Consider the following 12467-nt stretch of genomic DNA (forward strand, 5'->3'; position numbering starts at 1 on the left):
GCGCATCGGCGTTCGATGCCCCGGCGCGCGATCACACGTCAACGCGCGGCCGCGCACCTACTGCAGCTGCGCCTTGAAGAACGCCGCCACGCGCGCGTTCAGGTCCTGGTGGAATGCGGTGCGGTCAAAGCCTGCCTCATCGCGGCAGATGCCGGGGGATGCCTCGGCCTGTTCGGCGCCGCACGGCGCCAGAAACGCGAAATGTCCGGCGCCGGCGGCCACGTGGTAGTCGGGCGTGGCGCCAAGGCCCTCGCGCACCGCTTGCACGCTGGCGGGGCTGACGCCATCGCCGCCCTGCGCTGAAGCCCAAAGCTGGATCGGCATCGACACGCGCTTGAGCGCCTCTTCCGGAAAGACATTGAGCGGATCCGCAATGACCGCCGCCTTGATGCGCGCGTCCTGCGGATACGGTTGCTGCGGCACCCGGCCAGCCGCGATGTCGCGGCACATGGGCAGCGATGCCTGGCTGGCGCAGATTGCCAACCCCGCCGCCAGGTCCGGCGCCGCACCCGCCAGCACCAGGCCCGTATAACCGCCCCGTGAAAAACCAAAGAAGCCGATCTTGTCGGGATCCAGCCTTGCCTTGTCGGGCCACGTGCCGGTCATGTAGTCGATCAGACGGCGCACTTCGCGCGGCCGGGTGGAAAAAATGGACAGATAGCCCTGGCGCGACTTGTCCTGCGCGTTGTCGCCCACGTGATTGATCGCCGCCACCACGAAGCCCGCATCGGCCAGCGCGGCGGCGGTGTCATGGTGACTGAGGTACGAACCCGCCGAGCCATGCGACATGACGATGAGCGGGTAGCGGCCTTCGGGCAGCTTGCAGCCCTGCACGCCCTGGATGGTGACGCGGCCTACCTTGATTTCACCGGCCGGTTCGGCGCAGGGCGTCCAGACCGCGCCTTGCAGGCCGGGACCGTACTGGTCCATGGGCAGGTTCAGGCGTTGAAAACCTGCGGCGTGCGCCATGCCGGCGGCCAAGGCCAGCGCAGAAGAAACCAGGGAGACGGCGAGCTTGGGAACGGGCATGCAGGACAGAATTCTGAGAGACGCGCGGCGCGCGGATGGCGAGATTGTGACATGCGCGAATCCCCGGCGGCGCGAGGCCTGGGGGTGAAAAAAAGAACGCCACAGGCAGCCTGTGGCGTTCATGCGTTGACGGCAAATGCGTTGACGGCAAATGCGTTGACGGAAAGACAGGCGCTTACCGCACCTTGCCGGCCTTCCACGCCGACAGCAGCTGGTCGTACGGGATCGTTTCGCCCTTGGGCTTTTCATTGGCCAGCTTCTTCCACGGCGCGTGCTGATCGGACAGCCACTTGCTGGGATCGCTCTTGGGATTGAGCTTGGGCGCGCATTGGGCCATCCCGGCCCGTTCAAGCCGCGCCATCACCTGATCCATTTCGTTCGCCAGATTGTCCATGGCCGCCTGCGGGGTCTTTTCGCCCGTGACCGCGGTGGCGACGTTCTTCCACCACAGCTGCGCCAGCTTCGGATAATCCGGAACGTTGGTGCCGGTCGGCGTCCAGGCCACGCGCGCCGGGCTGCGGTAGAACTCGATCAGGCCGCCGTAGTTGGCCGCGTTCTTGGTGAAGAACTCGCTGTTGATGTCGCTGTCGCGGATGAACGTCAGGCCCGTGATCGACTTTTTCAGCGACACCGACTTGGACGTGACGAACTGCGCATACAGCCAGGCGGCCGCCATCTTGTCGGGGTTGGTGGACTTGAAGAACGTCCACGACCCCACGTCCTGGTAGCCGTTCTGCATGCCGTCCTTCCAGTACGGACCGTAGGGCGACGGGGCCATGCGCCACTTCGGCGTGCCGTCGTCGTTCACGACCGGCAGGCCCTTCTTGGTCATGTCGGCGGTAAAGGCCGTGTACCAGAAGATCTGCTGCGCGATCTGGCCCTGCGCCGGCACGGGCCCCGCCTCCGAGAAGGTCATGCCCATGGCCTGCTGCGGCGCGAACTTCTTCATCCAGTCGATGTACTTGGTCAGCGCATACACGGCGGCCGGGCTGTTGGTGGCCCCGCCGCGCGAGACCGACGCGCCGACCGGCGTGCATTTGTCGTCGGCGACGCGGATGCCCCACTCGTCCACCGGCATGCCGTTGGGCAGCCCCTTGTCGGCCGCGCCCGCCATGGACAGCCACGCATCGGTGAAGCGCCAGCCCAGCGACGGATCCTTCTTGCCGTAGTCCATGTGGCCGTAGACGCGCTTGCCGTCGATCTCCTTGACGTCGTTGGAGAAGAACGTGGCGATGTCTTCGTACGCGGACCAGTTGGTGGGCACGCCCAGTTCATAGCCGTACTTGGCCTTGAATTTTTCTTTCAGATCCGGGCGGGCGAACCAGTCGGCGCGGAACCAGTACACGTTGGCGAATTGCTGGTCCGGCAGCTGATACAGCTTGCCGTCGGGCGCCGTCGTGAACTTGGTGCCGATGAAATCCTTCAGGTCCAATCCGGGATTGGTCCATTCCTTGCCCGGCCCGGCCATGTAGTCGGACAGCGGCAGGATGGCGCCATAGCGGTAGTGGGTGCCGATCAGGTCGGAATCGGAGATCCAGCCGTCGTAGATGGACTTGCCCGATTGCATGGACGTCTGCAGCTTTTCGACGACGTCGCCTTCCTGGATGAGGTCGTGGTTGACCTTGATGCCGGTGATCTCGGCAAAAGCCTTGGCCAGCACCTTGGATTCGTACTCGTGCGTGGTGATGGTTTCGGACACCACGCTGACCTCATTGATGCCCTTGGCCTTGAGCTTGGCCGCGGCATCGATGAACCATTCCATTTCGGCCATCTGCTGTTCCTTGGACAGCGACGACGGCTGGAACTCCGAATCGACCCACTTCTTCGCCTCCGGCTCGCCGGCCCAAGCCCCTGACGTTCCGATCAGGGCGATAGCGGCCGCCATGGCGTGCATGCGCAATTTCATGACCTGTCTCCTCGATAAGTCTTCCCCTATCGTGCTGCGGACCGCTGGCCGGGGAAGACGCTGGCCGATAGTCCTTTACCTGACTGCCCGAAACCAACGAAGGGTCTGGCGCCCTTCTCTCACCCTTTTTTCATGATGAAGGCCAGCAGCAGCATGGACAGCACGAAGCTGATCCACACCGACGGCGGCTGATCCAGCGAAAACCACTCGACCGCTTTCTGGCCGAATCCCAGGAACGCCAGGTTCAGCCACGCCGCGGCCATCAGGCCGATGAACAGCCGGTCGCCGCGCGTGGTGCGCAGGGGCAGAAAGCCCTTGCGCTCCTGCGTGGGCGACTTCAATTCCCAGATCGTCATGCCGACCAGCATCAGGACGATGCAGCTGAAGAACACGGCGACCGGGGTGGTCCACACCATCCAGCTGAACATGGCTGCGCCCTCCTGTTGTCCAGTTGCCTACACGCGGCCCATCGCGAAGCCCTTCGCGATGTAGTGCCGCACGAACCAGATGACGATGCCGCCCGGCACGATGGTCAGCACGCCCGCCGCGGCCAGCACGCCCCAATCCATGCCGGAGGCCGACACGGTGCGCGTCATGGTCGCGACAATGGGCTTGGCGTTGACTGAGGTCAGCGTGCGCGCCAGCAGCAGTTCCACCCAGCTGAACATGAAGCAGAAAAACGCCGCCACGCCCACGCCCGACTTGATGAGCGGCAGGAAAATCGTCAGGAAAAAGCGCGGGAACGAATAGCCGTCCACGTAGGCGGTCTCGTCGATCTCGCGCGGCACGCCCGACATGAAGCCTTCCAGGATCCACACCGCCAACGGCACGTTGAAGACCAGGTGCGCCAACGCCACGGCCAGGTGCGTGTCCATCAAACCGAACGAGCTGTAGAGCTGGAAGAACGGCAAGAGGAATACGGCGGGCGGCGTCATGCGGTTGGTGAGCAGCCAGAAGAACACGTGCTTGTCGCCGATGAAGCGATAGCGCGAGAACGCGTAGGCAGCCGGCAGCGCCACGCCCAGCGAGACGACCGTGTTGATGACGACGTAGATCAGCGAATTGATGTAGCCCGAATACCAGGCCGGGTCCGTGAAGATGGTGCGGTAGTGCTCGAAGGTGAAGTCACGCGGCCAGAGCGTCAGCGTGCTGACGATCTCGGTGTTGGACTTGAACGACATGTTCAGCATCCAGTACAGCGGCAGGATGGCGAACACCAGGTACAGCGTCAGGAAGGCGCCGCGCCACCAGGAGGATTTCTCACGCATTTGCCCGCTCCTCGTCGAAGCCGCCCGTGGTGCCCGCGCGTTGCATCCAGTTGTAGAGGATGAAGCACAGCAGCAGGATGATCAGGAAATAGATGATCGAGAACGCCGCCGCCGGGCCCAGGTCGAACTGGCCCACGGCCTTCTGCGTCAGGTATTGCGACAGGAAGGTGGTGGCGTTGCCCGGGCCGCCGCCGGTCAGCACGAAGGGCTCGGTGTAGATCATGAAGCTGTCCATGAAGCGCAGCAGCACCGCGATCATCAGCACGCCGCGCATCTTGGGCAGCTGGATATAGCGGAAGACGGCAAAGCGCGAGGCGCCGTCGATCCGCGCGGCCTGGTAGTACGCATCGGGGATGGCGCGCAGCCCCGCGTAGCACAGCAGCGCCACCAGCGGCGTCCAGTGCCACACGTCCATGACCAGCACGGTGACCCAGGCGTCGACGTCATTGCCCGTGTAGTTGTAGTCCACGCCCAGCCACGACAGCGTGGCGCCCAGCAGGCCGATGTCGGTGCGGCCGAACACCTGCCAGATCGTGCCGACGACATTCCACGGAATCAGCAGCGACAGCGCGATGATGACCAGCACGGCCGACGCGCGCCAGCCGCTGGCGGGCATCGACAGCGCCAGCAGGATGCCCAGCGGGATCTGGATCAGCAGCACCGCGAACGAGAACCCGATCTGCCGAAAGAGCGCGCCGTGCAGTTCCTCGTCCTGCAGCACCGCGGCGAACCACTCGGTGCCGACGAACACGCGGCGTTCCGGCGAGATGATGTCCTGCACCGAATAGTTGACGATGGTCATCAGCGGCAGAATGGCCGAGAACGCCACGCACAGCACGACCGGCATGACCAGGAACCAGGCCCGGTGATCGGTGGGTTTCATGGGATCAGCACCTCGTCGCGGTAGAAGCAGGTATGCGGGTTGAGCACGGACAGCCACACCGTGCCGCCCTTGCCTTCGGTGACGATGTTGCTGCCCAGCCGGGCGCGCACGGCCGTGCCCTCGAAGTCGGCGACCAGCAGCGTGTAGGTGCCCACGTCCTGCACGCGCTCCACGCGCATGGGCACCGCGCCGGGCGCCCCGGCCTCGGCCAGCCGCAGGTATTCGGGACGCACGCCCAGCTTGACCGGCCCCGCGTTCCGCAGCTTGGCGGCCACGGCCTCGGGCACGCCGTCCATGCGGCGCTGCCCCACCCTCAGCGCGCCATCGCGCCACTGCGCGGGCAGAAAGTTCATGCCGGGCGAGCCGATGAAATGGCCGACAAAGGTGTGCGCGGGCCGCTCAAAGAGGTCGTCCGCGCTGCCCACCTGCACCGCACGGCCCCGCGCCATCACCATCACCTGATCGGCAAAGGTCAGCGCCTCGGTCTGGTCGTGGGTCACGTAGATCAGCGTCAGCTTGAATTCGTGGTGAATTTCCTTGAGCTTGCGCCGCAGCTCCCACTTGAGCTGCGGGTCGATGACGGTAAGCGGTTCGTCGAACAGGATGGCCGACACGTCGCTGCGCACCAGCCCGCGGCCCAGCGAAATCTTTTGCTTGGCGTCCGCCGTCAGGCCGCTGGCCCGGCGGTCCAGGACGTTGGACATTTCCAGCATTTCGGCGATGCGGCCCACGCGCTCGCGGATGCGCTCGGGCGGCACGCCGCGGTTGCGCAGCGGAAAGGCCAGGTTCTCGGCGACCGTCATGGTGTCGTACACCACCGGAAACTGGAACACCTGGGCGATGTTGCGCGCCTGCGGGGTCTTGTCGGTGACGTCCTGGCCGTCAAACAGGATGCGCCCGTGCGACGGCCGCAGCAGGCCCGACACGCAATTGAGCAGCGTGGTCTTGCCGCAGCCGGAGGGCCCCAGCAACGCGTAGGCGCCGCCGTCGCGGAAAGTAAATTGCAGCGGCAGCAGCGCATAGTCGTCATCGGACTGGGGATGGGCGACATAGGAATGGGACAGGTCCAGCTCGATCTGCGCCATCAGGCCACCTCCCCCGCGCCGGCCGGCTGGCGCGGTGCGGCCAGCAGCGCGCCGTCCGCGCCGAAGGCATAGGTCTGGCCCGGATCGAAGTACAGCTGCACCCGCTCGTCCAGCTTGTAGCGGTGCACGCCGGGCAGCTGGGCCACGACGTCGCCCGCGGCCGTCTCGGCGTGCACGAAGGTGTCGGAACCTGAAATTTCAGCCAGCGTCACCCGGCCGGGCAACGCCACGTGGCCGGGCCGCGCCTCCACGTCCAGCGCCCCGGCCCGCAGGCCGGCCGTGATGCCGGCCTCGGCGCCCGGCGGCAGCGCGCGCGCCACCGCCACGTCGCCCTGGAGCACGAAGCCGCCGTTGTCGCGGCGGGCGGCGAACAGGTTCATCGGCGGATCGCTGAAAGCGCGCGCCACGCGGATCGAATTGGGCCGGTGAAAGACGTCGGCCGTTGGGCCGTACTGCAGCAGTTCGCCCGCGTCGAGCACGGCGGTGTGGCCGCCCAGCAACAGCGCCTCGCCGGGCTCGGTCGTGGCGTAGACCACGGTCGAACGCCCCTGCGCAAACAATTCCGACAGTTCGTCGCGCAATTCCTCGCGCAGCTTGTAATCCAGGTTGACCAGCGGCTCGTCCAGCAGGATCAGCGGGGCGTCCTTGGCCAGCGCCCGGGCCAGCGCCACGCGCTGCTGCTGGCCGCCAGACAGCTCGGACGGGTAGCGGTCAAGCAGATGATCGATGTGCAGGCGCGCCGCCATCGCGTGGACTTTGTCGCGCGTATTGGCCTCGCCGCGCAGCTTGAGCGGCGAGGCGATGTTGTCGTAGACCGACATGGACGGATAGTTGATGAACTGCTGGTAGACCATTGCCACGTTGCGCTGGCGGACCGGCACGCCGGTGACATCGGCGCCGTCAACCCGCACGCGGCCTTCGGTGGGCCGGTCCAGCCCGGCCATGATGCGCATCAGTGAGGTCTTGCCGGCCAGGGTGGCCCCCAGCAGGACGGTCATGGCGCCGGGAACCGGGGCCAGGCTCATGGGATACAGGTGCGTCTGCGAGCCGGCCCGCAAAGCTATCCCGTCCAAGGTCAGCTGCATCTAGTCTCCTCAACCTACTTATACGTCCCTGTTTTCTACGGACTTCGGTATTCGGCACAGCGTCCCGCCCTTTACGGCGGCGCAATCACGCGCCGACGCAACAGGATGAGCATACTCTTTCAGATGGCTTTCGTTTTTTGTGCGTTTTACCGAAGAAGCGAACAAAAAACAATCTTGCGGTGCGTCATTATTTTTCGCTTTTGTTGTTTTATCATTCGAACATGACACTGAATCCACGACAGAGCGCGCTGATCGAAATGGTGCGGGCCCAGGGCTCCGCCTCGATCGAAGAGCTCGCCAAACGCTTCGACGTGACGCTGCAGACCGTGCGGCGGGACGTCAACATTCTTTCCGAAGCCGGCCTCTTGTCGCGCTTTCATGGCGGCGTGCGCATCGAAGCGTCCACCATCGAGAACATCGCGTACCGCAAGCGCCAAGGCCTGCATGCCGCAGGCAAGCAGCGCATCGCCGAGGCCGTGGCCCGCGCGGTGCCGGATGGCTGTTCGCTGATCCTGAACATCGGCACCACCACCGAAGCCATTGCGCGCGCGCTGCTGCGCCATCGCGGGCTGCGCGTCATCACGAACAACCTGCACGTGGCCGACATCCTGTCCGACAACCCGGATTGCGAAGTCATCGTGGCCGGCGGCGTGGTGCGTTCGCGCGACCGCGGCATCGTGGGCGAAGCCACGATGGATTTCATCCGCCAGTTCAAGGTCGACATCGGACTGATCGGCATTTCCGGCATCGAGGCCGACGGCACACTTCGCGATTACGACTTTCGCGAAGTGCGCGTGGCCCGCACGATCATCGAGCAGTCGCGCGAAGTCTGGCTGGCCGCCGACAGCAGCAAGTTCAAGCGCCAGGCCATGGTGGAACTGGCGCATATCTCGCAGATCGACCGGTTCTTCACGGACGCGCATCCCCAGGAGCCGCTGGCACAAGTGTTGCTGGATTCGGGCGTGCGCTGTGACGTCGCCGCGGCGCCGAACCTGCCCAAACCGACACCCTGACCCGTGCGCCGCAGCGGCCCCAACCTCCGCTTGCGCGCTGCCGGCACGAATATCGCAGCATTTACCTCGCGGCCACGCCGTCCCCAAAGAACATGAACCAACCCCTCGCCTCCGTCACCCCGCCCGAACGCAGCCGCTTACTCAACACGCTGGACAACACGCACTCCTGGGACGTCATCGTCATCGGCGGTGGCGCGACCGGCCTGGGCACGGCGGTGGATGCCGCCGCGCGCGGCTACCGGACGCTGCTGATCGAAGGCGCCGACTTTGCCAAGGGCACGTCCAGTAAGGCCACCAAGCTCGTCCACGGCGGCGTGCGCTACCTGGCGCAAGGCAATGTCAGCCTGGTGCGCGAAGCCCTGCACGAGCGCGGCCTGCTCAACCGCAACGCCCCGCATCTGGTCTGGCCCCTGGGTTTCGTGGTGCCGGCCTACACGATGATGGACCAGCCCTTCTACGGCATCGGCCTGAAGATGTACGACATGCTGGCGGGCAAGCTGAACCTGGCGCCCAGCCGCTGGCTGTCACGCCGCGAGACGCTGGCCAACGCCCCCACCCTGGCCGAGACCGTCAACGGACGCAGCCTGAAAGGCGGCGTCCTGTACTACGACGGCCAGTTCGACGACGCGCGCCTGGCCATCAGCCTGATGCGCACTCTCTTTGACCTGGGCGGCACGGCGGTGAACTACGTGCGCGCCACCGGCCTGACCATGACGAATGGCAAGGTGGACGGCGTCACGGCCACGGATGTGGTCGGCGGATCGACCTTCACGTTGCGCGCGCGCTGCGTCGTCAACGCCACCGGCGTGTGGGTCGATGCAGTGCGCCGCATGGAGGACAAGAACGCGCAGACGATGGTGGCGCCCAGCCAGGGCGTGCACCTGACGCTCCCGCACGACTTCCTGCCCGGCAAGCGCGCCGTCCTCATCCCGAAGACCGACGACGGCCGCGTGCTGTTCGTGGTGCCCTGGAACGGCCACACCATCGTCGGCACCACCGACACGCCGCGCCAGGACCTGCCGCTGGATCCCGACGCGGGCGCGCAAGACGTGGATTTCATTCTGAACACCGCGGCGCGGTATCTGAGCCGCAAGCCGACGCGCGACGATGTGACCAGCGTCTGGGCCGGCCTGCGCCCGCTGGTCAAGGCGACCGGCGAAGCCTCCACCAAGAAGCTGTCGCGCGAGCACACGATCCTGGTGTCCAAGGCCGGCCTGGTGACGGTGACGGGCGGCAAATGGACGACATACCGGCGCATGGCGCAGGACGTGGTGGACACCGCGATCCAGCACCAGCTGCTGACGCAGGCCTCGTGCCGCACCGAGTCGCTGCCGCTGCACGGCGCCGGCGGCCTGGCGCCGTCGCAGGAACACGCCGGCACGCCTGACAGCTACTACGGCAACGATCTGGCGACGCTGAAAGCCCTGCCCGGCTCCGGGCGCATGCTGGTCAAGGCCAGCGGCCTGTCCGAGGCGCATGTGCGCTTTGCCGCGCGCTACGAACTGGCGCGCAGCGCGGAAGACGTGCTGGCGCGCCGCAACCGCGCGCTGTTCCTGGACGCCGAGGCCGCCATGCTGGCCGCGCCCGAAGTCGCGCGCATCCTGGCCGAGGAACTGGGCCACGACGCGGCCTGGCAGCAGCGCACGCTGCAGGACCTGGCCACCGTCGCCGCGAACTACCGCTTGAAGTAAACCGCTACGGCACGCGCAGCGGGCTGCCGAGGATCATCGATTCGAACACGCGCAGCAGGTCGGGGTCGCATTTCGATCCCGCCTCCTGGTTCAGGATCCGCATGATCTGCGTGTGGGTGCGCGCCGGATGGTATGGCCGCGCATCGCCCAGCGCGTCGTAGGAATCGGCCACCGAAATAATGCGCGCATGCAGCGGAATGGCATGGCCCGACAGGCCATCCGGATAACCGGAGCCGTCGAAGTGTTCGTGGTGGTGCCGCACCGCCAGCGCAATGGCTTCGCGCTGCGGCATCGCGGTCTGCAGGATGATGAAGGCGCCCGCCGCGGCGTGCGCCTTCATGATTTCCCAGTCTTCCTTTTCCAGCCGATGCGGGCTATGCAGCACGCGGTCTGGCGTGCCGATCTTGCCCACGTCGTGCAGCCGCGCCGCCACGGAGACGACATCCAGTTCATCCTGCGGCAGCCCGCAGGCCCGGGCCAGCGCAACGCTTAGCGCCACCACCCTTTTGCAATGCCGGCCGGTGGCCGGGTCGCGCGCCTGCATGGCGGCGAAAAGCGCCGCTTCATAAGTTCCTGCTGGAAGATCGGGGACGTCGGGGGGCATTGGAAAGCACGCGCGCCGCAACGGCATGATGGCGCGCTCAGTTCGGAAAGGCGGGATTCTGACACAATCCGCCACAATGCCGGGCCGCATCGCGCTTGGCGTGCGGCCCGGCCCGTGTCCTGCCCTGCGCGCCCGGCGGCGGTCAGTCCTTCAGGCGCTCCAGCAGCGCGCGCGCCACGCCCACAGACGACCCGGGATTCTGCCCCGTGATGAGCAGGCCATCGCTGACCACGTGCGGCTGCCAGTCCGGCCCGCTGCTGTACAGCCCGCCCAGCTTTTTCAATTCGTCCTCGACCAGAAACGGCACGACATCGGTCAACTGCACGGCCGCTTCTTCCGCGTTGGAAAAGCCCGTGACCTGCCTGCCCTGCACCAGCGGCTTGCCGTCGGCGGTCTTGGCGTGACGCAACACGCCGGGCGCATGGCACACGGCCGATACCGGCTTGCCGGCGGCCAGCATGGTTTCGATCAGCGCCACCGAATTGTTGTCTTCGGCCAGGTCCCACAGCGGGCCGTGGCCGCCGGGATAGAAGACCGCGTCGTAGTCCGAGGCCTGCACCTCGGACAGCCGGCGCGTGGATGCCAGCACGCGCTGCGCGTCGCTGTCCTGCTTGAAGCGGCGCGTGTCGTCTGTCTGCGCGTCGGGATCGTCGCTCTTGGGATCGAGCGGCGGCTGGCCGCCCAGCGGCGAGGCCAGCGTGAGCTTGGCGCCGGCGTCCAGAAACGCGTAATACGGCGCCGCAAACTCTTCAAGCCAGAAGCCCGTCTTGCGTCCCGTGTTGCCCAGCGTGTCGTGGGAAGTCAGCACGATCAGGATGTTCATGTAGCGCTCCATTCGTCAGGGCCGACCCGCACAATGCGTTTGCCGGCATTTTCGCCCTTGAGCAGCCCGATCAGCCCGCGCGGGGCGTTCTCCAGGCCGTCGACCACGTCTTCACGATACTTGATGCGGCCTTGCTTGATGAGGTCCAGCATGGCGTCGCGGAATTCACCGTAGCGGTGCGCGTACTCGTTGAAAATGATGAACCCCTGCATTTTCAGCCGCTTCGTCAGGATGGTGCGCATGAGCAGCGCAAGCCGGTCCGGGCCCTCGGGCTGGCTGGTCGCGTTATAGGCCGAGATCAGTCCGCAGACCGGCACGCGGGCGCGCGGATTCAGCAGCGGCAGCACGGCATCGAAGACGGCCCCGCCGACGTTTTCGAAATACACGTCGATGCCTTGCGGCACGGCCGCGGCAAGGCGGCCCGCCAAGTCCGGCTGCCGATGGTCCAGGCATTCGTCAAAGCCCAGTTCCTGGACCACGTAGCGGCACTTGTCCGGTCCGCCCGCAATACCCACGACCTTGCAACCGTGGATCTTGGCGATCTGGCCCACCACCGCGCCCACCGCCCCGCTGGCCGCGGCCACGACGACGGTTTCGCCCGCCTTGGGCTGGCCGATGTCCAGCAGTCCCATGTAGCCGGTAAAACCGGGCATGCCCAGCACGCCCAGCGACCAGGACGGGTTTTCGGGATTGGCGCCCAGGCGCAGCAGGCCCGCGCCGTCGGACACGGCGTAGTCCTGCCACCCGGTCTGCGCCAGCACCCATTCGCCGACCGGAAACTGCGGATTATTCGAGGCCTGGACGCGCGTGACGGTGCCGCCGACCATCGGTTCGCCAATCTGCACGGGCTCGGCGTAGGACGGGGCATCGCTCATGCGGCCGCGCATGTAGGGGTCGAGCGACAGGTAGACCGTGCGCAGCAGCACCTGGCCCGGGCCCGGTTGGGGGACTTCGCCCGTTTCCAGGCGGAAGTCGGTGTCGGCGGGCTCGCCGTGCGGCCGCGCGGCAAGCACGATACGGCGGTTGGTTGAAGCGGATTGGGGCATGGTGTGCGGCCTCCTTCATGGAGCCGGCCGGGCC

General features: G+C 66.3%; 12 protein-coding genes. 2 read left to right on the plus strand and 10 right to left on the minus strand.

Going from position 1 to position 12467, the window contains the following annotated elements; genetic code table 11:
- Positions 1-57 precede the first annotated feature (57 nt).
- From FBY20_RS26340 to FBY20_RS26370, 7 genes are all read right to left on the minus strand, one after another.
- Positions 58-1029 (minus strand): alpha/beta fold hydrolase, encoded by a 972-nt coding sequence (locus FBY20_RS26340; RefSeq protein ID WP_142055479.1) that lies wholly within the window; start codon positions 1027-1029, stop codon positions 58-60.
- 175 nt (positions 1030-1204) lie between these two features.
- Positions 1205-2935: an ABC transporter substrate-binding protein gene (locus tag FBY20_RS26345; RefSeq protein WP_142055481.1), complete on the minus strand. Its 1731-nt coding sequence runs from the start codon at positions 2933-2935 to the stop codon at positions 1205-1207.
- A gap of 119 nt (positions 2936-3054) precedes the next feature.
- The gene (locus FBY20_RS26350; protein ID WP_056317261.1) at positions 3055-3363 is read right to left on the minus strand and encodes a DUF2160 domain-containing protein; all 309 of its coding nucleotides are present in this window, start codon (positions 3361-3363) and stop codon (positions 3055-3057) included.
- A gap of 27 nt (positions 3364-3390) precedes the next feature.
- Complete coding sequence (locus tag FBY20_RS26355) at positions 3391-4203, minus strand: carbohydrate ABC transporter permease (RefSeq protein WP_056317259.1); 813 nt, start codon at positions 4201-4203, stop codon at positions 3391-3393.
- A complete protein-coding gene (locus FBY20_RS26360; RefSeq protein WP_056317256.1) occupies positions 4196-5086 on the minus strand; it encodes a carbohydrate ABC transporter permease in 891 nt (296 codons plus the stop codon). The genes FBY20_RS26355 and FBY20_RS26360 overlap by 8 nt, the downstream gene beginning before the upstream one ends.
- Positions 5083-6171 (minus strand): ABC transporter ATP-binding protein, encoded by a 1089-nt coding sequence (locus FBY20_RS26365; protein WP_142055483.1) that lies wholly within the window; start codon positions 6169-6171, stop codon positions 5083-5085. The genes FBY20_RS26360 and FBY20_RS26365 overlap by 4 nt, the downstream gene beginning before the upstream one ends.
- Complete coding sequence (locus FBY20_RS26370; protein ID WP_142055485.1) at positions 6171-7256, minus strand: ABC transporter ATP-binding protein; 1086 nt, start codon at positions 7254-7256, stop codon at positions 6171-6173. The genes FBY20_RS26365 and FBY20_RS26370 overlap by 1 nt, the downstream gene beginning before the upstream one ends.
- 221 nt (positions 7257-7477) lie before the next feature.
- Between FBY20_RS26370 and FBY20_RS26375 the strand changes: the two genes are divergently transcribed.
- A complete protein-coding gene (locus FBY20_RS26375) occupies positions 7478-8269 on the plus strand; it encodes a DeoR/GlpR family DNA-binding transcription regulator (RefSeq protein ID WP_056317250.1) in 792 nt (263 codons plus the stop codon).
- A 92-nt stretch (positions 8270-8361) separates the two neighbouring features.
- The gene (locus FBY20_RS26380; protein WP_142055487.1) at positions 8362-9960 is read left to right on the plus strand and encodes a glycerol-3-phosphate dehydrogenase/oxidase; all 1599 of its coding nucleotides are present in this window, start codon (positions 8362-8364) and stop codon (positions 9958-9960) included.
- A gap of 4 nt (positions 9961-9964) precedes the next feature.
- Here the strand turns inward: FBY20_RS26380 and FBY20_RS26385 are convergent, their stop codons facing one another.
- The 3 genes from FBY20_RS26385 to FBY20_RS26395 form a co-directional block, all read right to left on the minus strand.
- The gene (locus tag FBY20_RS26385) at positions 9965-10564 is read right to left on the minus strand and encodes an HD-GYP domain-containing protein (protein ID WP_142055489.1); all 600 of its coding nucleotides are present in this window, start codon (positions 10562-10564) and stop codon (positions 9965-9967) included.
- 142 nt (positions 10565-10706) lie between these two features.
- Positions 10707-11387, minus strand: coding sequence for a type 1 glutamine amidotransferase domain-containing protein (locus FBY20_RS26390; RefSeq protein ID WP_056317241.1), 681 nt, complete (start codon positions 11385-11387; stop codon positions 10707-10709).
- A complete protein-coding gene (locus FBY20_RS26395; protein WP_056317238.1) occupies positions 11384-12433 on the minus strand; it encodes an NADP-dependent oxidoreductase in 1050 nt (349 codons plus the stop codon). Before FBY20_RS26395 ends, FBY20_RS26390 begins: the two co-directional genes overlap by 4 nt.
- Positions 12434-12467: the final 34 nt, after the last annotated feature.

The sequence above is a fragment of the Achromobacter sp. SLBN-14 genome (genome assembly GCF_006715415.1).
Lineage (GTDB): Bacteria > Pseudomonadota > Gammaproteobacteria > Burkholderiales > Burkholderiaceae_B > Achromobacter > Achromobacter mucicolens.

Coding starts and splice junctions, on each gene's coding strand:
- FBY20_RS26340 (WP_142055479.1), bottom strand. CDS start 1,029: ATGCCCGTTCCCAAGCTCGCCGTCTCCCTGGTTTCTTCTGCGCTGGCC.
- FBY20_RS26345 (WP_142055481.1), bottom strand. CDS start 2,935: ATGAAATTGCGCATGCACGCCATGGCGGCCGCTATCGCCCTGATCGGA.
- FBY20_RS26350 (WP_056317261.1), bottom strand. CDS start 3,363: ATGTTCAGCTGGATGGTGTGGACCACCCCGGTCGCCGTGTTCTTCAGC.
- FBY20_RS26355 (WP_056317259.1), bottom strand. CDS start 4,203: ATGCGTGAGAAATCCTCCTGGTGGCGCGGCGCCTTCCTGACGCTGTAC.
- FBY20_RS26360 (WP_056317256.1), bottom strand. CDS start 5,086: ATGAAACCCACCGATCACCGGGCCTGGTTCCTGGTCATGCCGGTCGTG.
- FBY20_RS26365 (WP_142055483.1), bottom strand. CDS start 6,171: ATGGCGCAGATCGAGCTGGACCTGTCCCATTCCTATGTCGCCCATCCC.
- FBY20_RS26370 (WP_142055485.1), bottom strand. CDS start 7,256: ATGCAGCTGACCTTGGACGGGATAGCTTTGCGGGCCGGCTCGCAGACG.
- FBY20_RS26375 (WP_056317250.1), top strand. CDS start 7,478: ATGACACTGAATCCACGACAGAGCGCGCTGATCGAAATGGTGCGGGCC.
- FBY20_RS26380 (WP_142055487.1), top strand. CDS start 8,362: ATGAACCAACCCCTCGCCTCCGTCACCCCGCCCGAACGCAGCCGCTTA.
- FBY20_RS26385 (WP_142055489.1), bottom strand. CDS start 10,564: ATGCCCCCCGACGTCCCCGATCTTCCAGCAGGAACTTATGAAGCGGCG.
- FBY20_RS26390 (WP_056317241.1), bottom strand. CDS start 11,387: ATGAACATCCTGATCGTGCTGACTTCCCACGACACGCTGGGCAACACG.
- FBY20_RS26395 (WP_056317238.1), bottom strand. CDS start 12,433: ATGCCCCAATCCGCTTCAACCAACCGCCGTATCGTGCTTGCCGCGCGG.